Source organism: Dactylosporangium sp. NPDC051485 (genome assembly GCF_040682015.1).
Lineage (GTDB): Bacteria > Actinomycetota > Actinomycetes > Mycobacteriales > Micromonosporaceae > Dactylosporangium.
The window spans coordinates 1-25644 of record NZ_JBFAZW010000045.1 but is presented as its reverse complement, the minus strand read 5'-3'; the positions used below and the strand labels follow the sequence as shown (position 1 = coordinate 25644).

Sequence of the window (25644 nt, the reverse complement as noted above, 5' to 3'; positions counted from 1 at the left end):
CGGGCGGCCCGAGCCCCACCGGGGACCGCGTGCAGAATGTCTTCACCCCCGCGCCGGGAGACCCCGCCGGCATCTGCCCAGGAGGACGAACCGTGTCCGACGACATTCCACCCGCCAGCCCTGGCGACACCCCGGCGCCCGCCGCCAAGCCCGCCTCAGAGCCCACCCCAGAGCGAGCGAACGACGCCGAACCGGATCGGACCGGCGCCGTCACCCCACCGCCCGTCCCGGCTCCCGCGCCCGGGGACCGCAGCTTCGTCGCCCCACCCCGCCGCCCGCTGGTCGCCGCCGCCACCCTCATCGTCCTCGCGATCATCGCCGCCCTGGGCATCGCCGACGTCCAGCCGCCGTCCCCCCGCCCGGCGACGGCCCCCGCCGAGCAGTTCTCCGCCGGCCGCGCGTTCGAGCACGTCCAGCGCATCGGCCAGGAGGTCCACGTCACCGGCAGCCCCGCCGCCGACCGCGTCCGGCAGTACGTCATCGACACCCTCACCGCCGACGGCCTCCACCCCGAGATTCAGGACGCGGTCGGCGTCAACGCCGGCAAGTTCGGCGACGGCGGCATGGCCCACATCCGCAACGTCGTCGCCGTGCTCCCCGGCACCGCCTCGACCGGCCAACTGGTCCTGATGGCCCACTACGACTCCGTCCAGGTCAGCTACGGCGCCAACGACGACGGCGCCGGCACCAGCACCCTGCTCGAGGTCGCCCGCGCCCTCACCGCCCCCGGCGCCGAGCGCCCCCGCAACGACGTCGTCTTCCTGTTCACCGACGCCGAGGAGGCCTGCCTCTGCGGCGCCGAGGCGTTCGTCAGCCAGCACCCGCTCGGCCAGAAGCCGTCCGTCGTGCTCAACTTCGAGGCCCGCGGCAGCAGCGGCCCCGCCGTCATGTTCCAGACCTCCGAGAGCAACGCCGACCTCATCGACGTCTACGCCCGCACCCCGCACCCCGTCGGCACCAGCCTCGCCGTCGAGGTGTACCGCCTGCTGTCCAACGACACCGACTTCACGCCGTTCCTGGCCCAGTCCCGGTTCACCGGCCTCAACACCGCGTACATCGACGGCTCCTCGGTCTACCACAGCCCGTTCGACCGCCCGTCGACGATGAACCGGGCCAGCCTCCAGCACCACGGCGACAACGCCCTGGCGCTGGCCCGCGAGTTCGGCCGCGCCGACCTGCCCCCGCTCATGCGCCCCGCGAGCAGCGACGCCGTGTACTTCCCCTTCGCCGGCCTCCTGGTCCGCTACCCGGCGACCCTGACGTGGCCGATCGCGGCGCTGGCCCTGCTCGCCGTCGCCGCCCTGGTCCTCCTGGCCCGCCGCCGCGGCCTGACCACGATCCCGCGCACCCTGTCCGCCCTGGCCCTGGCGTTGGTACCGCTGATCGCCGCCGCCGTGGCCGCCCAGGCCCTGTGGTCGCTGCTGGTGCTCATCCGCCCCGGCTACGGCGAACTGCTCGACCCGGCCCGCCCGACCTGGTTCCGGTTCGGCGTGCTGGCGCTCACGGCCGCGATGCTGCTGTCGTGGTACGCCATGAGTCGCCGACGCCTGGGCCCGGTCCCACTGGCGACCGGTGGCCTGGCGCTGCTCGCCCTGCTGGGCGCGCTCTTCGCCGCCGTGATCCCCGGCGGCTCCTACCTGGTGGCCATCCCCGCCCTGGTCGGATCGCTGGCCGGCATCGCCGCCCTGTACGTCCGCCCGCCCTTGGCCAGGACCGCCGTGCTGACGGTCGGCGCCGCCGTGCCCGTGCTGGTGCTGGCCCCGACCGTCGCGCTGTTCCTCCCGGCCCTCGGCCTGGCCACCGGCGCGGCGGCGGCGATGTTCGCGACGCTGCTGGGCCTGGCCGTGCTGCCGGTCCTGGAGCTGCTGTTCCGCCCGCCGCTGGCCGCGCGCAACCGTCTGCGCGCCGCCGGCCCGGCCGCCGTGGCCCTAGTGGCGTCGCTGGTGTGCACCGCCACCGGTATGGTGGTCGACAACTGGGACCCGACCCACCCCGAGCCGACCCACCTGATGTACGCCCTGGACCGCGACACCGGCACCGCCGAGTGGGTCAGCCTGGAGCAGTCCCCGGGCGCCTGGACCTCCCGCTACGTGCACGGCCGCCAGTCCCTGAACCGCCAGTTCCCGGTCCTGCCCGCAGGCGAGCTTTCGGTCGGCCCGGCCCAGGCCGCCGACCTCCCCGCCCCCGAGGCCACGGTGCTGTCCGACAGCACGGCGGGCGGGCAGCGCACGCTGCACCTGCGCATCGCCTCGAAGCGCCCGGTCCGCTTCCTGTCGTTCTACGGCGCGGCCGGCGACCACCGGGTCGTGTCGGCCACGGTGGAGGGCCGCGCCGCCACCACCTACATCGAGGGCCAGGACCGCTTCGGCGTCGTCTTCCACGGCCCGCCGGCCGAGGGCCTCGACGTCACGCTGGTGCTGCAGGACACCGCCCCGTTCGCCCTGCGCCTCGTCGACGGCAGCGACGGCCTGACCACCCTGCCCGGCTTCACTCCTCGCCCCGACACGGTAGGGGTCTTCGGCAGCCACTCCAGTGAGCTGCTCGCCGTGGCCAGGACTCAGACCCTCTGACCCGGGCGCCAGCGCGCGACCGCCGGGTCCGGGTCACACGGCCCGGGCCCGGCGCCGCGCGCTTCAACCGACGAACTCGAACGCCCAGGGGAACTCGTTGTACGAGGAGGTCGCGATGTCGTGCCGCGTGGTCCCCTCGTAGGAGTTCGGCCCGGCCACGATCTTGATCACCACCCGGCCGCCCGCGTCGAGCGTGATCTTCCCGGCGTGCACCGCGGCCGTGCACACCGACGAGTCCGTCGTGTACGGCCCCGACCCCCACACCGTGATGATCGTCCCGTTCGGCGCGCACCGGTACGCGACCGTCGTGCCCGGCTTGCTGTCGTACGTCTCGGCCGTGCTCGACCAGTCGTCGCCGGGATGCTCGCGGTCCACCGCGACGCCGGACCCGCCGCCCAGCTTGCCGATGGCGTACACCACCCCCCACGCCCCGAGCCCGAGCACCAGCACCAGGATCACGACGGCGGCGGCGATCACCCCCTTGCCGCGCCCCTGCTCGGCCGGGCTCGCGCCACCCGCGGCGCCACCGGATGCGGCCCGCCCGCCACCGCCGGCCGGACCGACCCCGACCGGCCCCGCGGGAACCCGTCCGCCGGTGACCGCTCCGTTCCCGGGAGACGCGACCGGGTGCCCACTGACCGGCGCCGCCGAGAACGCGGGCGACACGGGCGCGGCCGCCCCACCTCCGCCGAGCCCACCGCCGGAGGACGGCGCGCCTGACATGGGCACTCCCGACACGGGCACCCCGAATGTCCCGGAGCCGCCCGCATACGCCCCCGGAGTGGGCCCGCCGCCCGAGGACGGCGCCCCCGACACGGGCGCCCCGAATGTCCCGGAGCCGGCCGCATACGCCCCCGGAGCGGACCCGCCGCCAACCACCCCGCCGCGGGCAACCCCACCCGTCGAGGGCAACGTGAACTGCGCGGAGGCCCCCACGGCCCCCTGCGCCACCACCAGCTCCGGCTGCTCCACCACCGTAGGAGCCTTCCCGAGCGCCTGGTGCAGCATCGTCGCCACCAGCGGAATCCGGCTCCCGCCGCCCACGAGGAACACCCCGCCGACGTCCTCGGGCCCGAGCCCGGCCGCCGCGATCGCGGCCCGCGTGGCCGTCACGGTGGCCGTGAGGATCGGCCGCGCAAGCTGCTCGAACTGGTCCCGCCCCAGCGGCACGTCGGTATCGAGCGGCGGCACATGGATCATCGTCGACGCGGTCCGCGAGAGGATCTCCTTCGCCGAGCGCACGTCGTCCCAGAGCATCCGGTGCGCCCGCCGCTCGGCGCTGGTCGACGGGTGCGCCAGCCGCCCCCACGCCTGCGGGTTCTGCCCGCCGTGGCTCGCGCCGAGGTACGCCACGATCGCCGCGTCGATGTCCAGCCCGCCGCTGGTGTTCAGCCCCTCCGTCGCGAGCACCTCGAAGCGCTCTCCGGCGTGCCGGACCACGGAGGCGTCGAACGTCCCGGCGCCGAGGTCCTACACGACGAACGCCGACCCCGGCCGCCCGTGCGGCGCGTCCGGCGCGGGCAGCGTGAGGAAGACCTGGGCGGCGGCCACCGGCTCCGGCACCAGCGTCACCTCGCCGAGCCCGGCCCGCCGCGCGGCGGCCAGCAGCACCCCCCCGCCGGGTCTGCGCCCACGCGGCCGGGCAGGTCACGGTGGCCGGCCCGAGGCTCCCGCCGGTCACCCGCCGCGCCTCCCCGGCGACCCGGCCGAGCACCGCGGCGATGAGGTCCACGGTGGCGATCTCCCGGTCGCCGAGCAGCACCGCGGGCTCGTCGATGCGCCGCTTGGGGTTCGGCTCGTACCGCTCGGGCCCGATCCGCGCCGCATGCATCGCGTCGCGCCCCACGAGCAGGTCGCCCGTCTCGTCCGCGTACACCGCAGACGGCAGCGTCGGCGAGCCGTCGAACAACAGAGGCCGCACGTGGCCGTCCGGCCACGCCAGCATTGCCACGGTATTCGAGGTACCGAAGTCCACCCCGAGCCGGTACCCCACCGAGTTCACGCCGCCAGCATACGGATCGGCCGCCTGACCGTGATCGTCTCAACAGCCCGCGTCGGCCTCTCGACGGGTGTATTGACATCCCTCGTCCGACCGGACGGAAGTTATCCACAGGAAAAAAATCTTGGTGGCGGTACTTCCCGAGCGGTTCTTATCGTCAAAACCATGATGGTCGATGTGGTGACTCCGTCGGCGTGCACCGTCGACGACCTGTGGCGGGTCCCGGCCGCCGTGGCGCGCCGGGCCGGCCGGGCCGCGCTGGACGCCCAGCGGGCGCTGAGCGCGATCCTCGAGCGCCTGGAGGTGCCCGTCCTGCTGTGCGACGACGGCCGCCTGACGTTCTTCCCCCACGACCCGGCCGACGTGGCCGCCATCCGCGCCGCGCAGACCGCGGCCCGCACGATCCACGCCCACCTGCGGGCCGCCCTGCGCTGACCCGCGCCACCCGCCCGGAGTCCGGGCCACAGACCGCACCGGCACGTTCTGGGCCGCCCCCGGGGCGTGTCGGTGCGCCACCCTCAAAGCCCCGACCGCGACCGAACCCGGCCGACCAGGAACCGGGCCCCCGCCGAGGGCTGGGCCGCTCGATACCACCCGAAGTCGGCGGCGACGCCGAGGCGCGACCCGGGCGGCATCATGGTGCCCGTGTACGAGTTGGACGTCGTAGCCCCCGACAGCCTCGGCCGGTTCGTCTACCGCTGGTACGGCCCACCGGACCGCCCGCCCGCCCCACCGGTCGAACAGGGCGAGGCCGGTCCGGAGGCGCCCGAGCCGCTGCTGGAGTGGCACCGCCTGGCCGCCCGCTACTCCTACCCCCTCAGCCGCGACCACGGCATGCTCCCGCTGCCCGCCCCGCAGGAGCGCCGCGACCCGGCGATCCGCTTCTGGCAGGGCGCCGGCGACTGGTACTCCTACGACAACGCGACATTCCGCTCCGGCACCCCCGACCCCGAGGTGATCGAGAACGACGAGTCCCCGACCGGCCTGACGCTGTCGCGCTTCCTGGTGTACGCCGCCGTCTACGAGGCCACCTACGCCCCACTGCACGGCCTCGTCCGCATGCACCCGGCCCCCGGCGAGCTACGGTCCGTCAAGGTCCGCCTCCGCGAGCTCGACGACGCCCTGTGGCAGTGGCCCGACCCGCGGCTGCGCTACTACGGCGACGACGACCTGCTCGCCCACCTGGGCCCCGACCGGATCGTCATCGCCGCCCGCCACCGCGACGCCCTGGGCCGCTTCGACGGCCTGTCCCTGCCGTGGGAGTGGGACACCCGCACGCTCTGAGGGCGGGGCCTCAGGGCACGTGCACCAGCATCGCGCACACGTCCTCGTCGTCCGGCACGTTGAGGCTCGTCACCAGGTGCGTCACCACCGAGTCGAAGTCGGTCAGGTCGATGGTCTCGCCGGCCCGCCGGATCAGCTCCAGGCTCCCGCCCCGGCGCCGGTCGCCCCGGCTCCGCCCGGCCCCCGGCTGCCCGCCGGCGTAGCACAGCACCCGGTCGCCCGGGGCCAGGGCCACCACCGTGTCCGTGTAACGCATCTCGGCGACCTCGCCCAGCGGCAGCCCCAGCGGCCCCGACAGCACCGTCCCCTGCCCGTCCACGGTGTACCGCACCGGCGCCACCTGCCCCGCCGCCGCCCACCGCAGCTCGCGCGAGGCGGGGGAGTACCGCGCCACTACGAGGCACGCGGTGTGCTCCACCTCCATGTCGCACAGCATCGCGTTGACCGCGGTCAGGATGTCGCCGGGGGACATGTCCAGCGCCGCGTAGGCCCGCACCGCGTAGCGCAGCCGCGCCGCCGTCGTCATCGACGACAGCCCGCGCTCGTCCACGTCGCCCAGGACGAGGACCGTGCCGTCGCCGGCCACCGGCGTGGCGTCGTACCAGTCGCCGTCCACGGTCCCGACCCGCTCGGGGGAGCGGCACCGCCCGCGGATCTCCACGCCCTCCATGCGGTCGAGTTCCGGGCCGGTCGGCAGCAGCGCCTTCTGCAGGGCCTCGGCGGCCCGCCGCTCGTCGGCCAGCCGGTGCCGCTGCGCGGCCAGGGCCTCCTCGGCCCGGCGCAGGCGGGCCTCGATCGCCCGCTCCTCGGTGACGTCCTGCACGGTGCCGCGGACCTCGGTCACGTTGCCGGCGTCGTCGAAGATCGGCTCGGCGGTGATCCGCAGCCGGCGGCCGTTGACCCGGCCCGCCCCGCGCACCTCGCAGAGCAGCTGCTTGCCTTCCACGATCGTGCGCCGCACGGCGTCCTGCACGCCGAGGAGGTCGTCGGGGTGCACGGAGGCGGTCAGCTCCTCGACCGGCACCTGCCCCCCGTCGCGCGGCGCGCCGCGGTGGAAGAGCCGGACGAGCTCGGGGGAGCAGCGCGGCTCGGGGTCGCGCAGCTCCCAGCAGAAGGAGCCGATGCCGGCGATGCGCTCGGCCTGCAGCAGCTGCTCGTGCAGCAGGTCGGCCTCGGTCGCGACCCGCCAGACGGCGAACACCCGGTCCCACAGCCGCACGGCGTGCACCGAGAGCGTCTGCGGCCCGGGCACCCCGTCGGTGCGCGGGTCGGCCCGCAGCCCGTCCAGCCGCCGCGGCTGGCCGTCCTGCAGGACCAGCGCGAACTCCGGCAGCAGCGTCGAGCTGCCCAGCGCCGGGTACGCCGCGAGCAGCGTCGCCTCGTCCGGGTCCACCCGGGCGGCGGCGAAGATCCTGCGGGCCAGCCCGTTGGCGTACTCCACCCGGAAGTCGACCAGCTGCCCGTCCTCGTACACGGGGGAGAGCAGCGCCCCGGGGTCGTGCAGGGCGTCCACCACCGTCGGCAGCCACACCTGGGCCGGGGCGGCCTGCCCGCTCTCCTCGCCCGCCACGTGGAACCAGGCGCTGGCGATCTCGTCGCCGATGAGCGCGTCGACCTGCCGGGCCACCGGCTCCAGCAGCGCGCCGACGTACCGCCGCAGCTCCTCTCCCTCCGGCAGCCCGTCGGCCCAGGTCAGCAGGATGCCGCCGATGACCCGCTCGCCGGAGATCAGCGGGGAGGCCAGCAGCGTCTCGCCACTGAACGGCAGGTGCCCCATCACGGGGTACCTGCCCGACGAATCCCGCCCGGAGAGCCACAGCGTCTCGACGTCCTGCACCGCCACGACGAGCGGCAGTCCCGGGTCCGGCGGGATGCGCGACCACCGGCTGCGCACCTCGCCGGGCACCCCGTGGGTGCCGACGCCGCGCTGCGCCCCGTCCGGATCGAGCAGGGTGAGCAGCACCGAGCTGGGCGCCGGCCAGGCGGTCGGGGCGGTGCTGAGCACCTCGCAGATCTCGTCGTAGCTGCGGGCGGCCGCGATCCGGGCGCCGAGCAGCTGGTGCTGGGACTGCAGCGCCTCCACCTCGGGCGTCCGGCTGGCGCGTCTGCGGGCCGGTGACGGTACGGTATCCGGCTTTTCCGGCCTTTTCCCCCCGGCTTGTCGCGCATCGGCCCTGCGCCGGGCCACGTGCAGGCGCAGCTCGTCGTCGATGAGATTCACCACGTCCGGCGCGTTGGGGTCGGGCGAGGTGGTGCCCACGATCGCCGCGGCGACCTCGATGAGCTTGATGTTCGTCCGCTGCGACAGCCGCACCAGCTGGTCGAACCCCTGGTCCGGGGTGATCCCGAGCCGCTCGACGAGCACACCCTTGGCCTGCTCGATCACGGCCCGGTTCCGCATGGCGGTGCGCACCCCGGTCAGCTCCGCGCGCAGCTTGGCGACCAGCGCGGCGAGCGCCTCGGCCGGCTCCGCGCTGCCGCCCTCGGGTGCCCTGTCGACCATGCCTGCGCCCTTCTGCTCGGTGCGGTCCGCCGATTACTCGGTGCGGTCTGCCGGTTGCTCGGTGCGGTCCGCCGGTGCGAGCCGACGACCGGCTTGCCTGTTGATGTTTACCACCAACCGGCTTGGGTAGGGGCGGTGGCAGGTGAGCGCAGTCTGGAGGTTCGGTGTCTTGAGGATCGCCCTGATCTCTGGGCAGGCCAACCCGCTGGCATTGGGCCGGCCCGGCACCGGGGGCAAGCACACGCACGTCGCGGCCCTGTCCGACGCCCTGGCCCGGCTCGGCCACGACGTCGTCGTCTATACCCGCCGCGACGACCCGGCGCTACCCGACTGCGTGAACCTCGAGTCCGGCGTCACCATCGAGCACATGCCGGCCGGGCCCGCGGCCCCGGTGCCCGCCGACGAGCAGCTTCCCCTGATGGGCGACTTCGGCCGCGCGCTGGCCGCCCGCTGGTCGCGCCCCGGCGCCGGACCCGACGTCGTGCACGCCCACTACTGGCTCTCCGGCCTCGCCGCCCTCACCGCCACCAACGACGACCGGCGCCCGGTCGTCGTCACGTACCACGGCCTCGCCTCCGCCGAGCGCCGCCAGCTGCCACGTGATCACATGCCGCGCGATCACAGCAGGGGCCCGGGACCGCGGGCCGGCCTGGAGCGCACCCTGGGCTCGATCGCCGACCGGGTCGTCGCGCAGAGTGAGGATGAGGTCGCCGAGCTCGGCCGCATGGGGGTGCGCCGCTCCGGCACCGTCATCGTCCCGTCCGGCGTCGACACCGACCGGTTCACACCGGGCGGCCCGGCCGCCGACCACCGCCGCCCCGGCCTGCGCCGCATCCTCAGCGTCGGCCCGCTCGTGGCCCGCAAGGGCTTCGCCGACCTCGTCGCCGCGCTGCGCCGCGTCCCGGGCGCGGAGCTCGTCGTCGTGGGCGGCCCCGACCCGTCCGGCGTCGACCGCGACCCGGAGGCCCGCCGCCTGCTGCAGCTGGCCGACCGCCACGGCGTCGCCGACCGCCTGCGTATCGTCGGTGCCGTCGGCCAGGAGGAGCTCGCCGGCTGGTACCGCTCCGCCGACGTCCTGGCCTGCACGCCCTGGTACGAGCCCTTCGGCCTGACCCCGCTGGAGGCGATGGCCTGCGGCGTGCCGGTCGTGGCCTACGCGTCGGGCGGCATCGCGGAGAGTGTCATCGACAACGTCACCGGTGTCCTGGTCCCCCCGCGCGACACCGTCGCCATGGCCACCGCCCTGCGTGGCCTGCTGGGCGACGAGGTCCGCCGGATGAGCTTCGCCAGCGCCGCCATCGACCGGGTTCGTTCCCGCTACACCTGGGACCGCGCCGCCACCGAGATGGAGCGCGTCTACCGTTCGGTGACCGGCGTCGTCGCCGACGCCGAGCCCGCGGACGAGACCGACGAGGACGACGAGGCCCTCTCCGAGGTTTCCTGAGACCCCGCAGTTGTACGGCATGAGCTCGTCCCCATTCGTGAGCGCACCTTGCCGGTGGCGTACGCGCCGCGGTACGTTGGTCTGACCGCATCAGCCGAACGGCCGATGGTCGCTCCGCCGGTCGTCCCTTGACGGATGTGGAAGCTCGCACCGGCGGCCTCGTCAAGCAGCCGCGATCCCGCCACGGGCCGCTGCAGGGCCGGGCGCTCAACAGGGCGCCGATCGGCGTTCGCTTCTCCCGCCCGGGCGCCGTGCCGTCCGCACCCGTCCCCCGGGCCGGCAGGCAGGGGGATCCCCTCATGACCGTCACCGCCCACTCCCACGCCCCGCGGGGCAACTCCCACGGCGGCCCGCACCACGACGAGGCCGCCGCCCGGTCCCTGCTCACCCTCCTGGCCGATCTCCCGTCCGGCAGCTCCGACCGCCCGCGCGTCCGCGGCCGCCTCATCGAGCTGTACGTGCCGCTCGCCGAGTACCTGGCCCGCCGCTTCCGCAACCGCGGCGAGCCCCTGGACGACCTGGTCCAGGTGGCCGTGGTCGGCCTGATCAAGTCGGTCGACCGCTTCGACCCCGCCCGCGGCTGCGCCTTCACCAGCTACGCCATCCCGATGATCGTCGGCGAGCTGAAGCGCCACTTCCGCGACAAGGGCTGGGACGTCCGCGTGCCCCGCCGCCTGCAGGAGCTCCGCCTGGAGATCGCCAGGGTCTCCGGCCCGCTGGCCCAGGAGCTGGGCCGTTCCCCGACGATCGCCGACCTGGCCGCCCGCCTGTCCGTCACCGAGGAGGCGATCATCGAGGGCCTGGAGGTCAGCCACGCCTACCGTGTCCTGTCCATCAACGCCCCGGCCGGCGGCGAGGAGGCCGGCGCCGAGCTCGCCGACCTGCTCGGCGTCACGGACCGCGCGCTGGAGGAGGTCGACGACCGCGAGTCCCTGCGCCCGCTGATCGCCCGCCTGCCGGCCCGCGAGCAGCGCATCCTGGCCATGCGCTTCACCGAGAACCTGAGCCAGGGCCAGATCGCGCAGCGGTTGGGCATCTCGCAGATGCACGTCTCCCGCCTGCTGGCCCGCGCCCTGACCTTCTTGCGCGGCGAACTACCACAGCCCCTGTGAACGAAGGTCCTCGTAAACGAAGCCCCTGAGACCCGACCGGTTCCCGATAAGTCGGGCGCTGGCGCGCTCGACTTATCCTATTTTTCGCCGGTCAGGGTGTATGTCCGAATCCCCGGTCAGGCCGGGGTCAGGGCCGCCGGGACCGACAACTGGTAGACGTTGTAGGCCTGCTTGATGACCGGATGGGCGACGTTGCGCACCGGCACGCCCCCCGGCGTCGTCCCGCGCTCCGAGCCCGCGTGCGCGTGGCCGTGGACGGCGAGCGCCACGCCGGGGGCCGAGTCGATGGCCTGGGCCAGCTGGTACGAGCCGAGAAAGGGGTAGATCTCCAGTGGCTCGCCCAGCAGGGTGTCCGGCACGGGGGAGTAGTGCGTCAGGGAGATCCGCACGTCGCAGTCCAGCGCGGCCAGGCACTCGCCGAAGCGGGTGGCCAGTTCGCGGCCGTGGCGCGTGAAGGCCTTCATCTCCGGCTCGCCGAACTCGCTCGCGCAGGCGCCCGCGAAGCCGCCGCCGAAGCCCTTCGTGCCGGCCACGCCGACGCGGGTGTCGTCGCAGTGCACGACGGTGCCGGAGCACTCCAGGACCGTGAGGCCGGCGTCGCGCAGTACCGCGGCGACCTCGTCCTGCTGATCACCGTGGTAGTCGTGGTTGCCCAGGATGGCGACCACCGGCACCGCGAGCCCGCCGAACTCCTGGGCCACGCAGCGGGCCTCCTCCGGGGTGCCGTGACGGGTCAGGTCGCCGGCGAGCAGGAGCAGGTCGGCCTTGCCGGCCAGGTGCTCCAGCGCCGGGCGGTACCGCCCGAGGACATCGGCGTCGAGGTGCACGTCCCCGACCGCGGCCACCCTGACACACGCCGTCACAGCTCCTCCACCTCTTCCGGCTCGTGGGAGCGGGTCAGGCCGATGTTGCACCGCACCGGCAGATCCGGGAACGCCTCGGCGACGACCTGGCAGATCAGGTCGCGGCGCTCGGCGCTCTCCACCTCGCCGACCAGCGAGATGCCGGTGTCGGTGCGCACGAACCGGATCCCCTGCTCCGCGATGCGCTCGTCCTCGGCGAGCAGGTGCTGCAGCGCGCCTTCGACATAATGCTCAATGGACATCGTCGGCCCCCTCAAACGGCCGCGGACAGGGCGCCGGCCTCGGCCAGCGACATGACCCCGAGCTTGTCGATCAAGAACAGGAAAGCATGGGCGTACGGCGAGTGGGCCGTTTCCCGGTACACCCGCGCCCAGTCGATCTGCTCGCGCAGCGAGCGCGCCACCGGCAGTCCGCGCGCGAAGTCGCAGTAGTGCGCCGACCAGGTGAGCACCTTGTGGATCATCAGCTCGGTGGCCGAGAGCACCGGCATGTGGGAGGCGCTGACCGCGATGACGTCCGTGTCCCGGAACGTCGCGTCGGTCACCGGTCGCTGGACCGGGCAGAAGATGAAGTCGATGAGCAGGTCGCCGTGTTCGGTGGCGTCCCAGGCCTTCACCAGCCAGCCCTCCGGTGGCACCTCGCCGCGGAAGCCGACCTCGGCCAGGGCGGCGAGCACCCGCCCGGCGTCCTCTTCCTTGATGAGGAAGTCGATGTCGTGATCGACGGACTCCCCGCCGCGCGCGTACACCGCGAAGCTGCCCGCCAGGCAGAACGGGATCCCCGCGTCCTTGAGATGGAATGCGGCCTTCTTGAGCGTGGCGATCAGCGGCTGCCGGTCCTCGGGAACTGCCATGAATAGCGGCTTACCCGCCCGATCATTCCGTCACACGCACCGATTCGAGCAGGTCGCCGAGGCGGCGCAGCTCTCGGGCCGGGCAGGCCTGGGCCAGCCGCGGGAAGAGCTCGGTCTCCTCTTCCTGCATGTGCTGGCGCGCCGCGTCGAAGAGCCCCGCGGCCCGATCGCCGGCCTGGCGCCTGAACGACGCGTGCTCGGCGTCCTCGTAGGCGGCGATCTCCGGCCCCGCCGGCAGGTACTCGCGCAGCGCCGGGTGCAGGAACCGCTCCTCGGCCAGGGAGTGTCGCTCGAGCGCGGCCAGCGCCGCACCCAGCGCCGCCTCCCGCCCGTCGGACGTGCGCGCGGTCTCCACGTCCGCGAAGAGCGACTCCAACCGGCGATGTTCGGCCACCAGGAGGTCGATGAGATCCGCCGGCATGCAGACGGGCGTACCCAAGCGGGGCGCCCGGCTAACCTGCGGCGCGCAATGACGTCGATATGGGCGGGTCGGCCTTCCGCAGAGTTGGCACATGTGTTCGAATAGTCTCTCATGGAGCGCCGAAAGCACTGGTGGAACGGCAGTTGGGGACGCCTGGCCCGCCGCGACGTGTACCTCTTCGAGGACGCCGGCATCTGGTGGGTCGAGTCCCGCGAGGGGGGCGCCGACGGCCGCGCCCGGCGATACGAGTTCGGCGACGAGGACAGCGCCATGGACTGCGTCTCGGGCCTGCTGGCCCAGCCCGGCGTGTGGCGCGAGGTCAGGTAGCCGCCGCCCGGCCGCGGCCGTTCCTCCCGCACCTGTCCACCGGGTCGCCCGGCTGCACAACCGGATCAACTGCCCGGCCCCGACGCCAGCCCCGGCATCGTGGCCCGTCGGCCGGCGACGGTCGGCGCGCAACGGATCGCCGCAAACGGGGAGCAGGACACAAGAAAGGCGCGAGCAGAAGCAGTGAATCGCAATGGTTCGCCGCGCCGGGCGGCCGTAGGTTTTGAGGCATGAGTCGTCGTTACCTCATGTGCCGCCCGACGTACTTCGCCGTGGACTATTCGATCAACCCGTGGATGGACCCGGCCGCCCCGGTCGACGCCGAGCGGGCCGTCGCGCAGTGGACGACGCTCTACGAGCTCTACCGGGAGCTCGGCCACACCGTCGAGCTCATCGACCCCGTCCCGGGCCTGCCCGACATGGTCTTCGCGGCCAACGGCGCCACGGTCGTCGACGGCCGCGTGTACGGCGCCCAGTTCCGCCACCCCGAGCGGGCCGACGAGGGCCCCGCGTACCTCGAGTGGTTCGCCCGCAACGGCTTCGAGGTGCACTCGGCCAAGAGCGTCAACGAGGGCGAGGGCGACCTGCTGCTCGCCGGCGACCGGATCCTGGCCGGCACCGGGCTGCGCACCGAGCACGCCGCGCACGCCGAAGCCCAGGAGCTCTTCGGCCGGCCGGTGATCACCCTGCAGCTGGTCGACCCGCGCTACTACCACCTCGACACCGCGCTGACCGTGCTGTCGCAGGCCGGCCCGGGCGGCGCGGTGGCCTACTACCCGGGGGCGTTCTCGCCGGGCAGCCGGGAAGTGCTCCGCCGGCTGTACCCCGACGCCGTCCTCGCCACCGCCGACGACGCCGCCGCGCTCGGCCTGAACGCGGTCAGCGACGGGCACCGGGTCGTCCTGCCATCCGCCGCCACCGGGCTGGCCGCCGAGCTAGCGTCAAAGGGGTTCCAGCCGGTCCCGGTCGACGTCTCCGAGCTGCACAAGGCCGGCGGTGGCCCGAAGTGCTGCACCCTGGAGGTTCGGTCATGACCAGCGTTGCGAACAGGACCGTGACGGCGGTCGAAGAGGCCGAGCGGCACACGGCGCACAACTACCATCCGCTGCCGGTCGTCATCGCCGAGGCCGAGGGGGCCTGGGTCACCGACGTCGACGGCCGTCGTTACCTCGACTGCCTCGCCGGCTACTCGGCGCTGAACTTCGGCCACCGCCACCCCGGGCTGATCGCCGCCGCCCGCGAGCAGCTGGATCGGGTCACGCTGACCAGCCGGGCCTTCCTGCACGACCAGTTCGGCCCGTTCTGCCGCGACCTGGCCGAGCTGACCGGCAAGGACATGGTCCTGCCGATGAACAGCGGGGCCGAGGCCGTCGAGACCGCGATCAAGGTGGCCCGCAAGTGGGGGTACAAGGTCAAGGGCGTCCCCGACGGACAGGCCACGATCATCGTGGCCGACGGGAACTTCCACGGCCGCACCACGACGATCGTCAGCTTCTCCACCGACCCCGAGGCCCGCGCCGACTACGGGCCCTACACGCCCGGCTTCCGGGTCGTGCCCTACGGCGACCTCGAGGCGCTGCGGGCCGCGATCGACGAGACCACGGTGGCGGTACTGCTGGAGCCCATCCAGGGCGAGGCGGGCGTCCTCGTCCCGCCGCGCGGCTACCTGACCGGCGTGCGCGAGGCGTGCACCGAGCGCCGGGTCCTGTTCGTGGCCGACGAGATCCAGTCCGGGCTGGGCCGCACCGGGGCCACCTTCGCCTGCGACGACGAGGGCGTCGTGCCCGACATGTACGTGCTGGGCAAGGCCCTCGGCGGCGGCATCGTCCCCGTCTCCGCGGTCGCCGCGGACCGCGACGTCCTCGGCGTGCTGCGGCCCGGCGAGCACGGCTCCACCTTCGGCGGCAACCCGCTCGCCTGCGCGGTCGCCCGGGCCGTGGTCGGCCTGCTGGCCACCGGCGAGCCGCAGCGGCGCGCCCGCGAGGTCGGCGAGCACCTGCACCGCCGCCTCGGCGAGCTGGTCGGGCACGGGCTCACCGCCGTGCGCGGGCGCGGCCTGTGGGCCGGCATCGACATCGACCCGGCGCTGATGACCGGGCGCGAGGCGAGCGAGCGGCTGATGGCCCGGGGCGTGCTGGCCAAGGACACCCACGGCTCGACCCTGCGCCTCGCCCCGCCGCTAGTGGTGACGCGCGAGGAGATCGACGGCGCCGTGGATGCCCTGGCCGAGGTGCTCAAGAGCGCCGGATCAGCCGGCTGAGCCAGCCGGGCCGCTGCCGCGGTACCACCGGCCCGCCGTCCACGCCCACGGGTTTCGGGGCATTGCGCCTCGGGACCACCGGCTCCAGGACCACGGTGTCCGGGGAGGCGGGCCGCACCGGCGCGATGACCGCCGGGGTCGGCCTGGGCCGGGGCAGCGGCGGGGTGCGGGCCACCGGGCAGCGGGCCGCGGCCGGCGGGACCGGGGAGCGGCCCCGCTTGCCCAGCTCGCGAGCGTCGGAGTCGAGGTAGAAGCCCGGCCTCTGGTCGGCCTCGTGGTAGTACCGGTGGAAGACGCCCGTGGTCGAGGGGCTCATCGGCGGCACGATCCACGACCAGTCGGCCGGCACGCGCCGGCCCGAGCGCTCCTCGCTGGCCAGGTGGGCCAGGAACCGCTCCGACTCGGTGTGGTGGTCGCTGATGCGCGCCCCGGCCTGGTCGAAGGACCACAGCACGGCCCGGTTCAGCTCGACCAGCGCCCGGTCCTTCCACAGCGAGCGCTCGGTCGAGGTGTCCAGCCCCATCCGGGCGGCCACCGCCGGCAGCAGGTCGTAGCGGTCCCGGTCGGCGAGGTTACGGGCGCCGATCTCGGTCCCCAGGTACCACCCGTTGAAGGGCGCCAGCGGGTAGTCGACCCCGCCGATGTTCAGCCGCATGTTCGCGATCGCCGGGATGGCATACCAGCGCAGCCCCAGCTCGGCGAACCAGCGCAGCTCCGGGTGCTCGATCGGCACCTCCCAGACGGCGTCCTCGGGCAGCTCGTACAGGCTCACCGACCCGTCCGGGGCCTCGATGGCCAGCGGCAGCACGTCGAACGGGTCGTCCGGCTTGCCCCGCCAGCCGTACTGCTGGAGCGTCTCCGTGAACTGCGCGTACCGGGGGTCGCCGGTCACGGTGCCGTCGGCGTGGCGGTGGCCGGCGTACCGGACGAGCTGGTCGTTCCACAGCCGGGGGCCCGGGCGGCCCGGCCGGTGCGGCGCGAAGACCGAGATCACCGGGCGGATCACGTGCCGCTCCCGCTGCCCGGCCGTGCGCAGGTGCCGGACGAGCTCGTCGAAGACCTCGGCCGGCTCGGCGACGTTGCGCAGGTCCCGCACGATGAGGCTGCGCCAGTACAGCCGCCCGATGCACCGGCTCGCGTTGCGCCACGCCACCCGGGCGCCAAACACCAGCTCGGCGTAGGTGTGCGCGTAGGTGCCGGTCTCGGCGATCTCGTCCCGCACGCGGGCCAGGCGTTCCCGGCCGTCGCGCTGGTGCTGCTCTTGGTAGTAGAGGGCGAGGAACTCCTCCGCCTCCGCAAGGTCCACGGGGGAGTGGGCGTCCCACTCGCGCCCCGGCATGTCGCGGTATCCAGGCACGCTCACGCGCGACCTCCCAGCGTCTCCGGTGAGTGGCAGGCACTCATCGTGTCGGGGCCGTGGGCGGCGAGGTCGCACAACGTGTGCGGGTGGCGGCGCTGCGTCAGGAGTTGTACGCGAGGCTCATCCGCCGATGCGGTGGGTCCCCTCCGCGGGGGTCACGGCGAAGGCGTCGGGGGGCGCGAAGCCGGCATCGGCGAACGCCCCCCGCACCGCCGCCTCGACCTCGGCGCACCGCTCGGCGTCCACCAGGGCCAGCACGCACCCGCCGAAGCCGCCGCCGGTCATCCGGGCCCCGTGCGCGCCGGCCGCCAGGGCCGCCGCGACCGCCGTGTCGACCTCCGGCACGGTGATCTCGTAGTCGTCGCGCATGGACGCGTGCGAGGCGGTCAGCAGCGGCCCGACGGCCCGCGCGTCACCGGCCCGCAGCGCGTCGACGGTGTCGAGCACCCGCTGGTCCTCGGTCACCACGTGGCGCACCCGCCGCCGCATCACCTCGTCGTCGAGGCGCGCCAGGGCCGCGTCGAGCCCGCCCGCGCCGATGTCGCGCAGCGCGGGCACGTCCAGGATCTTGGCCGCCTGCTCGCAGCTGCGCCGGCGGGCCGCGTACTCGCCGCTGACGTGCTCGTGCGGGGCCTTGCTGTCCACCACGAGGATGGCCAGACCCTGGGCCGCGAGGTCGAAGGGCACCTGCTCGGTGGCCAGCGACCGGCAGTCCAGGAACAGCGCGTGGCCCGCCCGGCACAGCGTGGAGGCGGACTGGTCCATGATGCCGGTCGGCGCGCCCACGTACGCGTTCTCGGCCCGCTGGGCCAGCCGGGGGCGATCGGCCAGGGGCACGTCGGCGCCGGCGAGGTCGAGCAGGCAGGCCATCACCGCGCACTCCAGGGCGGCGGAGCTGGACAGCCCGGCGCCGAAGGGCACGTCCGAGGCGACGGTCAGCTCGGCGCCCGGGACGTCGTGGCCAGCCTCGCGCAGCGCCCAGACGATCCCGGCGGCGTACGCGGCCCAGCCCTCGACCTTCTCGTCCGCGGTGAAGGTGACGGTCTCGCCCGTCTGCTCCGAGGCGATCCGCCACTCGGGCGCGGCCAGGCGGCGGGCGCCGGCGACGGTGAGGTGGGGGAGGGCGAAGGGCAGCACGTAGCCGTCGTTGTAGTCGGTGTGCTCGCCGATGAGGTTGACCCGGCCGGGGCTGGCCCACACGCAGTCGTAGGGCCCGTCCGGGAGCCGTTGCGGGGCGGTGCTCACAGGCTGACCTCCCGCAGCATCGAGGCGGCCTGCTCGGGCCGCACATCGTTGATGAACACGCCCATGGCCGACTCGGATCCGGCCAGGTACTTGAGCTTGCCCGGCGCCCGCCGGGTGCTGAACACCTGCAGGTGCAGGTAGGCCACCTCCCGGCCGACCCGCACGGGGGCCTGGTGCCAGGCGGCGACGTACGGCATGGCCAGGCCGAACAGCCCGTCGAGGCGGCGCAGCACCTCGAGGTACAGCGGCCCGAACGCGTCGCGCTCCTCGCTGCCCAGCGCCGGGATGTCCGGCACGTGCCGGTTCGGGTACAGGTGCACCTCGAACGGCCAGCGCGCGGCGGCCGGCACGAAGGCGGTCCAGTGCGCGTTGCCGGCCACGATCCGGGCGCCGTCGGCCCGCTCGGCCGCCAGCACGGCGGCGAAGAGGTTGCCGGGGCCGCGGTGCTCGCGGGCCGAGCGCAGCATGCGCCGGGTGCGGGGAGTGACGAAGGGGTACGCGTAGATCTGCCCGTGCGGGTGGTGCAGGGTGACGCCGATCTCCTCGCCGCGGTTCTCGAAGCAGAAGACCTGCTCGATGTCGTCGCGGGTGGACAGTTCGGCGGTCCGGTCGGCCCACGCCTCCAGCACGGTGCGCACGCGGGCCGGGCTCAGCGACGCGAACGAGGCGTTGTGGTCCGAGGTGAAGCAGACGACCTCGCAGCGGCCGGTCGCCGGACGGGCCGGCGCCAGGCCGGGCAGCACGTCGTCCTGGGCCGGTCCGACCCGGTGACTGAACGAGGGGAAGCGGTTCTCGAAGACCACCACGTCGTACTCCGGCGCGGGGATCTCGCTGTGCCGCTCGCGCGTCGACGGGCACAGCGGGCACTGCTCCGAGGGGGGCAGGAAGGTGCGCGCCTGGCGGTGCGCCGCGATGGCCACCCATTCGTCGAGGATCGGGTCGTAGCGCATCTCCGGGGCCGCCGGCGGCGGGGGCAGCTCCCGTTGGTCGACGGCGTCCCGGGACGCGTCGTCGCGCTCATCGAAGTAGATGAGCTCCCGGCCGTCGGCGAGATGGGTGACCGTGCGCTTCACTCGTGCTCCAGTGTCCTTGGCCGGCCACGGTCGTGGTCAGCCGTTCGGGTCGACGACGATGAGCTCACCGACGCGCTCGGCGAGCTGCACCCGCGCCTCCGCGGGCAGCCCCACGTCGGTGATGAGGATGTCCGCCTCGTCCAGGGGCATGATGGTGGCGATACCCACCATTTCCCATTTCGTGTGGTCGGCCAGCACGACAAGCCGGCGCGCGGCCGCGACCAGCAGCCGGTTGGTGCCGGCCTCCATGAGGTTTGGCGTGGTGAATCCGGTGCGCGGGCTCATCCCGTGGACGCCGAGGAAGAGCACGTCGACGTTGAGCGAGCCGATCGCCGCTTCGGCCACCGGGCCGGCCAGCGCGTCGGAGGGGGTGCGGATTCCGCCGGTGAGCACGACCGTCTGGTCGGGGCGCCCGGCGTGGTACAGGGTGTCGGCGACCGGGATGGAGTTGGTGACGACGGTCAGTCCCGGGACATCGACGAGGTATGCGGCCAGCGCGGCGGTGGTGGTGCCGGCCGACAGGGCGACCGCGGTGTGCGGTTCGATGAGCTTCGCGGCCCGCTCGGCGATCGCCGCCTTCTCGTTGCGCTGGCGCACCGACTTGGCGTCGAAGCCGGGCTCCTCCGTCGAGCCGGGCCCGGCGATGGTCGCGCCGCCGTGCACCTTGTCGACGAGGCCGCGCTCGGCCAGGGCCTCCAGATCGCGCCGGATGGTCATGTCGGAGACGCCGAACTGGCGCACCAGCTGGCTCACGCGCACGCCACCGTGCCGGCGGACCAGGTCGAGGATGGCCGCCTGACGTTGCTGTGCGAGCATCACGCCGTTCCCTTCGCAGGCGCAGCGGGGGTCGTCATCACGACTGCGCGAGTGTCCGGACCCACAACGGGTTCCAACGCAGACGGTACGTCGCTCGCACATGAGCGCACCTCGCTGGCCCGGCCGAAGAATTCCGCCGGGTGGTCACCCCCTGGGGGTGCGCACGGGTGCGCTCGCATGGCGTACAGCTTCGAACCTAGCCGACCAGAAGTCAACAAACTCGAACAGCTACCCGCCCGCTACCGCAAGCCGTCACGGATCACAAGCCTAGGTCCATGGACGGCGACTGTCCCTGTGCGGACAGCCGCCGTCCTGGGGGTTCGCGTTTGGTTCTGTGCCTTGCTGGGGAGAAACAATGAGGCCAACTGCGGCGTCAGAACGGGCGGGTGCCGACGGTGGTCAGGCGTTGGGTGGCGCGGGACAGGGCGACGTACAGCGTGCGGAAGCCGGTCTTCGCCTCGTCGCGGATGTCGGCGGGCTCGACGACCAGGACGCCGTCGTACTCCATGCCCTTGGAGTCCAGGGCACCGACCGTCTGCAGGCGCTCCGGGGCCAGGCCGGACAGCCACGCGGCGACCTCGGCGCGGCGGGCCGTCGGGGTGATCACGCCGACCGTGCCCTCCACCTGGTCCAGCAGCGTCTTCGCGGCCTCGCGGACCGCCGCCTCCAGGTCGGTGGTCACCGTCTCGACCGGGGCGATGCCCGAGGAACGCACCGCGGTCGGCAGCTCGATGTCCGGCTGCGCCGCCCGGATGACCCGGGCCGCGACCGCGAAGATCTCGGCCGAGTTGCGATAGTTGGTGGTCAGGGTGAAGGACGAGCGGCGGCGGGTGCCGACCGCGCTCTCCATCGCGCGGTCCGACTCCGCGGCGTCGGCCCAGGCGGCCTGGGCCGGGTCGCCCACGATCGTCCAGGTGGCGTGCGGGCCTCGGCGGCCGACCATGCGCCACTGCATGGGGGAGACGTCCTGCGACTCGTCGACGATGATGTGCGCGTAGTCGCGGTAGTCGTCCGGGCGCTCGACGGCCTGGGCCCGGGCGGCGGCGATGCGGTCGGCGTAGGTGGTCACCTCGCGCACGCCCTCGGCGACCTGGAACGGGTCGCGCGGCTGGCGCTTGCGGGCCGGCGGGTCGCCGAGCAGCTCGTGCAGCTCGTCGAGCAGCGCGATGTCCTCGACCGAGAGGTCATCGACGGCGATCGAGCCCGCCAGGGTGGCGATCTCGCGGTTGCTCAGCACGCCGCCGGCCCAGCGCGACAGGCGCGAGCGGTCGGCCAGCCAGCCGAGCACCTCGGCCGGGCGCAGGACCGGCCACCAGCCGCGCATGAACTGGATGAACTCCGGGCGCTCGGCGATGTCCGGGGCGAACTCCTCGCGCTTCTGCTGCCGGCCGGACGGCAGCAGCTCCACGCTCTGGCGCCATAGCGCGTCGAGCACGTAGCCGGCCGCCTTGGCCCGGGCCGCGTTGCGCTTCACGCCGAGGCCCAGCACCGTGCGGCGCAGCTCGTCGAGCGCGGCGCGGTCGAGGCTGAGCAGCTCCCCGCGGTACAGAATCCGGAGCCTCTCCGGCGAATCGGGGCCCGGGCTGCGGGCGGCGCGGCCCAGCACCCGCTGCATCCGCAGCGAGCCCTTGACGGCGGCGACCGCCGGCGGCTCGTGCCGGGTCGCCTGGACGCCCTCGACGAGTTGGCCCAGGGACCGCAGGGTCGCGGTGTCCTCACCGAGCGACGGCAGCACCCGCGAGACATAGCCGACGAACACGTCGGACGGGCCGACCACGAGCACGCCGCCGGACTCGTAGCGGTTGCGGTCGGCGTAGAGCAGGTATGCGGCGCGGTGCAGGGCCACGGCGGTCTTGCCGGTGCCGGGGCCGCCGCGCACGATCGTGATCCCGGACGCGGGGGAGCGGATCGCGTCGTCCTGCTCGCGCTGGATGGTGGCGACGATGTCCTTCATGCCCCGGCCGGTGGCCCGGGACAGGTTGGCCAGCAGCGCGCCGTCGCCGACCACGGCCAGGTCCGGGGGCGCGGCGGCCGGATCGAGCAGGTCGTCCTCGATGGAGACGACCTTCTCGTTGGTACTGCGAATGCTCCGCCGCCGCACCACGCCCATCCGGTCGGCCGGCGTGGCCCGGTAGAACGGCGCCGCCGCGGGCGCCCGCCAGTCGACGACCAGCGACTCGTACTCCTCGTCGCGCAGCCCCAGCCGCCCGATGTAGCGCACCTCGCCGCCCGGCACCGCCGGCTCCACGGCCGCGGCGTCCGCGCCGGACACCCCGTCGGGGCCCAGGTCGAGCCGCCCGAAGACCAGCCCGTCGTGCTCGCTCTCCAGCGCCCGCCGGCGCCGCGCCGCGTGGTAGACCATGGCGTCGCGCTCGACCAGGGCGCCGAAGTTGCCGACCCGCGCCAGGCTGTACCCGGCCTTCTCGACCTCGGCCGCGGTGATCCGCAACTGGTCCAACCGCACGTACACCCGGTCCAGGTATTGCTGCTCGGCGGCGATCTCCGAGTCGCGAACCGCGTCGCTCAACGCTATCTACTCCTGCCGCCCGGCGAAAACAACCCCGGAATCTTACTCGCTTCGCGCGGGCCGACTCCGGCAAGGCGCCCCTCCGGGGACCCTGCTACGGCGTGGCCGCCGGCTCCTTGTCGGCCTCGGCGGCCAGCGCCCGGGCCTCCGCGGCCGCCCGGCGGCGCAGGTAGAGGGTGGAGGCCACGCCGGCGACGACGGCCACCGCGAGGGCCACCCAGGAGAAGTCCTTGAGCCACTTCTCGGCCACCCGGCCCAGCGAGTAGATGGTGAACACGGTGCCGAACGACCAGGTTATCCCGCCCAGCGCGTTGGCGGCGAGGAACTTGCCATACGGCACCCGCAGCGCCCCGGCGAGCGGCCCGGCCAGGATGCGCAGCAGCGCGATGAACCGGCCGAAGAACACCGCCCAGACGCCCCAGCGCTGGAACGCCCGCTCGGCCTTGGCCAGGTGCTCCGGCCCGAAGTGCTTGGGGAAGCGCCGCCCGAACCGCTCGAGCAGGGCCCGCCCGCCGCGGCGGCCGATGAGGTACCCGACGCTGTCCCCGGCGATCGCCCCGACCGAGGCGGCGCCGGCGACCAGCCACGGGCTGACCGAGGTGGTGACGGAAAGTAGCGACGCGGTGACCAGCGCGACCTCGCCGGGTAGCGGGACGCCCATACTCTCGATGCCGATCACGAGGCAGACCATCAGGTACACCCATATCGGGGGGAGCGTGCCCATCCATGCCTCGATGTGATGCACCGCGGCTCTCCCTCCTCAATGCGACGTCGGTCCGCCACTTCCGTCCGCGCCCAGGGTCTCATACCTTGCTGAGCGTGGGCTGGATGGTATATGGCGCAAACGGCTACAGCGGGTCACTGCTTGCCCGGCTCGCGGTGACGCGGGGCGAGCGCCCGGTCCTGGCCGGCCGCTCGCAAGGCCCGGTCGCCGCGCTCGCGCACGAGCTCGGCCTGTCACACCGGGTAGGGCCGCCGTCGGCCGGGCTGCTCGACGGCGTCGATGCCGTCGTGAACTGCGCCGGGCCGTTCGCCGAGACCGCCGAGCCGGCCGTCGCCGCCTGCCTGGCCGCGGGCGCGCACTATCTGGACATTACCGGGGAGCTGGACGTTTTCGAGCGGATGTTCGGCCATGACGAGGCGGCCCGCGCCGCCGGCGTGACAATGATCACCGGAGCCGGCTTCGACGTGGTGCCGACCGACTGCCTCGCCGCCCTGCTCGCCGCCGAGCTGCCCGGGGCGGTCGCGCTGGAGCTGGCCTTCCGCGCCCCCGGTGGCCTGTCGCGGGGTACCGCCCGCACCGCGCTGGGGGAGATGGGCGGCGGGGCCGCCCGCCGGGTCGGCGGCACGCTGATCCCGACCCGATACGGTTCCCCGTCCCGGATCGTCCCGTTCCCGTCCGGCCCGCACCGCGTCGGCGCGACCCGCTGGGGCGACCTGGTCACCGCCTACCGCTCGACCGGCATCCCGGACATCACGGTGTACATGCCCCTGCCGCCGGGGTCCGCGCTGGCCGGCGCCTTCCGCTTCGGCCCGCTGCGCGCCCTGGCCCGGGCGATGGTCCGCCGGGGCGGCCCGTCGGCCGAGGTGCGCGCGAGCGCGGGCAGCGAGGGTTGGGCCGAGGTCCGCGACGCCGCCGGCAACACCCGCTCGGCGACGTTCGCCGGCCCGAACGCCTACGCCCTGACCGCCGACGCCTCGCTGCGCGCCCTGCGGCGGGTCCGCGCGGGGGAGACGCCGCCGGGCGTGCATACCCCGTCGTCAGCCCTGGGCCCCGGCTTCCTGGGCACGCTTGACGGTGTGACGGTCGCGGCGGCGTGAGCGCCGCAGGACGGAGATGATCGCGTCGGTGACCGCGTCCGGCCGCTCGATCGGCAGCATGTGCCCGGCCTCGGGACACACCACTAACTCGGCGTCGGGCAGCTCGCGGGCGATCGTCTCGGCGCAGGCCGGCGGGGTGAGCCGGTCCAGCGAGCCGACCATCACCGTGACGGGCAGCCCGGCCATCGAGGCCAGGGTGTCGACCCGGTGGTGCAGGTCGACCGACGGCCGGAAGCCGCCGATCGCGCACAGCGGCACATTGCCGACCATCGACGCCGTGAGGGCCACCCAGCTGGTGTCGACGCGGTGGCCGAAGACGAGCCAGCGCACGCCGGGGGCGAGCAGCGGCATGAGCCGTCGGTGCGGCCGCCAGGCCCCGGAGCGGGCCAGCAGTCCGGCCCCTTGGACTTCCAGCACGCGCATCACCCGGGCCAGGCGAGGGCTCAGGCCGTAACTGGTGCGCGAGGAGCCCTCGGCGGAGGTGGCGATGAGCACGACCCCGACCACCCGGCGCGCGAAGGCGGCCGAGTGACGGTGGGCGTACTCCATGATGGCCATCCCGCCGAGCGAGTGCCCGGCCAGGACGACCGGCCCGCGCGGGACAAGTTGCTCGATCACTTCGGCGAGGTCGTCGCCGAGCTGTTCGAGGTTGGCGTCGGCACCGTGGGTGGCCGACGAGCGGCCGTGGCCGCGTAGGTCGAAGGCGAGCACCGAGACGGGAGTGCCCAGCCGGGCCGGGAGGTCGGCGATCTGCTGCCGCCAGAGGCGGTTGTCGAGCGTCCATCCGTGCAGGAGGACCACCGTGACGGGGCGGGGGTGACGGCCCACGGCGGGGTGGAGCACGCTGTACAGGCGGGCGCCGTCCTTGAGCCGCAGGGCCGAGGAGACGACGGTACCCATGGCCAATTGTTACCCGGAAGTACCTCGAATTACCCCGGTGATTCTGGGGAGCAATCCGGGAGTGAGACGCCGGACGCCGCCCGGGGTCGGATTCGGCGCGCCGCACGGCCCGCGGCGCCGCGCCCGAAACGCCGGACGCCGCCCGGGGTCGGACCCGGCGCGCCGCATGGCCTGCGCTCGCAACGCCGGACGCCATCGGGGTCAGACCCGGCGCGCCGTACGGCCCGCGGCGCCACGCTGGAAACGCCGGACGCCGCCGGGGTCAC

At 74.0% G+C, this 25644-nt stretch carries 23 protein-coding genes and 1 pseudogene; 9 read left to right on the top strand and 15 right to left on the bottom strand.

Annotation, left to right across the window (positions count from 1 at the left end):
* The first annotated feature begins 92 nt into the window (after positions 1–92).
* Entirely contained in the window at positions 93–2570 is a 2478-nt protein-coding gene (locus AB0M46_RS24905; protein ID WP_363339440.1) for a M28 family peptidase, read from the top strand.
* Between the two features lie 63 nt (positions 2571–2633).
* Here AB0M46_RS24905 and AB0M46_RS24900 read toward each other — a convergent pair whose 3' ends face one another.
* The 3 genes and pseudogenes from AB0M46_RS24900 to AB0M46_RS24890 form a co-directional block, all read right to left on the bottom strand.
* Complete coding sequence (locus AB0M46_RS24900) at positions 2634–3293, bottom strand: LCCL domain-containing protein (protein ID WP_363339532.1); 660 nt, start codon at positions 3291–3293, stop codon at positions 2634–2636.
* Positions 3294–3515: 222 nt separating this feature from the next.
* Positions 3516–4028: pseudogene (locus AB0M46_RS24895) on the bottom strand (Hsp70 family protein); the annotation flags it as partial.
* Positions 4029–4040: 12 nt separating this feature from the next.
* Positions 4041–4181: a hypothetical protein gene (locus AB0M46_RS24890; RefSeq protein WP_363339438.1), complete on the bottom strand. Its 141-nt coding sequence runs from the start codon at positions 4179–4181 to the stop codon at positions 4041–4043.
* Positions 4182–4734: 553 nt separating this feature from the next.
* On the opposite strand from AB0M46_RS24890, the gene AB0M46_RS24885 reads away from it, so the two are divergent.
* On the top strand, positions 4735–5004 hold the full coding sequence (locus AB0M46_RS24885; RefSeq protein WP_363339436.1) for a hypothetical protein: 270 nt from the start codon (positions 4735–4737) through the stop codon (positions 5002–5004).
* A 210-nt stretch (positions 5005–5214) separates the two neighbouring features.
* On the top strand, positions 5215–5853 hold the full coding sequence (locus AB0M46_RS24880) for a hypothetical protein (protein ID WP_363339434.1): 639 nt from the start codon (positions 5215–5217) through the stop codon (positions 5851–5853).
* Between the two features lie 10 nt (positions 5854–5863).
* On the opposite strand, the gene AB0M46_RS24875 is transcribed toward AB0M46_RS24880, so the two are convergent.
* Positions 5864–8356: a SpoIIE family protein phosphatase gene (locus tag AB0M46_RS24875; protein WP_363339432.1), complete on the bottom strand. Its 2493-nt coding sequence runs from the start codon at positions 8354–8356 to the stop codon at positions 5864–5866.
* A gap of 169 nt (positions 8357–8525) precedes the next feature.
* Between AB0M46_RS24875 and AB0M46_RS24870 the strand changes: the two genes are divergently transcribed.
* Both AB0M46_RS24870 and AB0M46_RS24865 read left to right on the top strand, forming a co-directional pair.
* Entirely contained in the window at positions 8526–9800 is a 1275-nt protein-coding gene (locus AB0M46_RS24870) for a glycosyltransferase (RefSeq protein ID WP_363339430.1), read from the top strand.
* A gap of 137 nt (positions 9801–9937) precedes the next feature.
* Entirely contained in the window at positions 9938–10912 is a 975-nt protein-coding gene (locus AB0M46_RS24865; protein WP_363339428.1) for an RNA polymerase sigma factor SigF, read from the top strand.
* Between the two features lie 116 nt (positions 10913–11028).
* Here the strand turns inward: AB0M46_RS24865 and AB0M46_RS24860 are convergent, their stop codons facing one another.
* From AB0M46_RS24860 to AB0M46_RS24845, 4 genes are read right to left on the bottom strand one after another with little or no spacing between them, the layout of a single operon-like run.
* Positions 11029–11775 (bottom strand): metallophosphoesterase, encoded by a 747-nt coding sequence (locus AB0M46_RS24860; RefSeq protein ID WP_363339426.1) that lies wholly within the window; start codon positions 11773–11775, stop codon positions 11029–11031.
* Positions 11772–12017 carry a hypothetical protein gene (locus AB0M46_RS24855; RefSeq protein ID WP_363339424.1) on the bottom strand — a complete coding sequence of 82 codons (246 nt, stop codon included), beginning with the start codon at positions 12015–12017 and terminating at the stop codon, positions 11772–11774. The genes AB0M46_RS24860 and AB0M46_RS24855 overlap by 4 nt, the downstream gene beginning before the upstream one ends.
* A gap of 11 nt (positions 12018–12028) precedes the next feature.
* Complete coding sequence (locus tag AB0M46_RS24850) at positions 12029–12628, bottom strand: nucleotidyltransferase family protein (RefSeq protein WP_363339422.1); 600 nt, start codon at positions 12626–12628, stop codon at positions 12029–12031.
* Between the two features lie 22 nt (positions 12629–12650).
* Positions 12651–13049, bottom strand: a complete 399-nt coding sequence (locus AB0M46_RS24845; protein WP_363339420.1) for a hemerythrin domain-containing protein — start codon at positions 13047–13049, stop codon at positions 12651–12653.
* Positions 13050–13160: 111 nt separating this feature from the next.
* On the opposite strand from AB0M46_RS24845, the gene AB0M46_RS24840 reads away from it, so the two are divergent.
* The 3 genes from AB0M46_RS24840 to rocD all read left to right on the top strand — a co-directional run bounded on the left by AB0M46_RS24840 (position 13161) and on the right by rocD (position 15636).
* The gene (locus tag AB0M46_RS24840; RefSeq protein WP_363339418.1) at positions 13161–13376 is read left to right on the top strand and encodes a hypothetical protein; all 216 of its coding nucleotides are present in this window, start codon (positions 13161–13163) and stop codon (positions 13374–13376) included.
* A 230-nt stretch (positions 13377–13606) separates the two neighbouring features.
* Complete coding sequence (gene ddaH, locus AB0M46_RS24835; protein ID WP_363339416.1) at positions 13607–14410, top strand: dimethylargininase; 804 nt, start codon at positions 13607–13609, stop codon at positions 14408–14410.
* Entirely contained in the window at positions 14407–15636 is a 1230-nt protein-coding gene (rocD, locus tag AB0M46_RS24830) for an ornithine--oxo-acid transaminase (RefSeq protein WP_363339414.1), read from the top strand. Before ddaH ends, rocD begins: the two co-directional genes overlap by 4 nt.
* Here rocD and AB0M46_RS24825 read toward each other — a convergent pair.
* The 6 genes from AB0M46_RS24825 to AB0M46_RS24800 all read right to left on the bottom strand — a co-directional run bounded on the left by AB0M46_RS24825 (position 15611) and on the right by AB0M46_RS24800 (position 23381).
* Positions 15611–16999 (bottom strand): nitric oxide synthase oxygenase, encoded by a 1389-nt coding sequence (locus AB0M46_RS24825; protein WP_363339412.1) that lies wholly within the window; start codon positions 16997–16999, stop codon positions 15611–15613. The genes rocD and AB0M46_RS24825 overlap by 26 nt on opposite strands.
* A 117-nt stretch (positions 17000–17116) precedes the next feature.
* Positions 17117–18241 (bottom strand): galactokinase, encoded by a 1125-nt coding sequence (gene galK, locus AB0M46_RS24820; RefSeq protein WP_363339410.1) that lies wholly within the window; start codon positions 18239–18241, stop codon positions 17117–17119.
* Positions 18238–19314 carry a galactose-1-phosphate uridylyltransferase gene (galT, locus tag AB0M46_RS24815; protein ID WP_363339408.1) on the bottom strand — a complete coding sequence of 359 codons (1077 nt, stop codon included), beginning with the start codon at positions 19312–19314 and terminating at the stop codon, positions 18238–18240. Before galT ends, galK begins: the two co-directional genes overlap by 4 nt.
* A gap of 36 nt (positions 19315–19350) precedes the next feature.
* Positions 19351–20130 (bottom strand): DeoR/GlpR family DNA-binding transcription regulator, encoded by a 780-nt coding sequence (locus AB0M46_RS24810; protein WP_363339406.1) that lies wholly within the window; start codon positions 20128–20130, stop codon positions 19351–19353.
* A gap of 373 nt (positions 20131–20503) precedes the next feature.
* On the bottom strand, positions 20504–22657 hold the full coding sequence (locus AB0M46_RS24805) for an ATP-dependent DNA helicase (protein ID WP_363339404.1): 2154 nt from the start codon (positions 22655–22657) through the stop codon (positions 20504–20506).
* A 94-nt stretch (positions 22658–22751) separates the two neighbouring features.
* A complete protein-coding gene (locus AB0M46_RS24800; RefSeq protein ID WP_363339402.1) occupies positions 22752–23381 on the bottom strand; it encodes a DedA family protein in 630 nt (209 codons plus the stop codon).
* A 104-nt stretch (positions 23382–23485) separates the two neighbouring features.
* On the opposite strand from AB0M46_RS24800, the gene AB0M46_RS24795 reads away from it, so the two are divergent.
* The gene (locus AB0M46_RS24795) at positions 23486–24478 is read left to right on the top strand and encodes a saccharopine dehydrogenase NADP-binding domain-containing protein (protein ID WP_363339400.1); all 993 of its coding nucleotides are present in this window, start codon (positions 23486–23488) and stop codon (positions 24476–24478) included.
* Here AB0M46_RS24795 and AB0M46_RS24790 read toward each other — a convergent pair.
* On the bottom strand, positions 24419–25378 hold the full coding sequence (locus AB0M46_RS24790; protein ID WP_363339398.1) for an alpha/beta hydrolase: 960 nt from the start codon (positions 25376–25378) through the stop codon (positions 24419–24421). The genes AB0M46_RS24795 and AB0M46_RS24790 overlap by 60 nt on opposite strands.
* Positions 25379–25644: the final 266 nt, after the last annotated feature.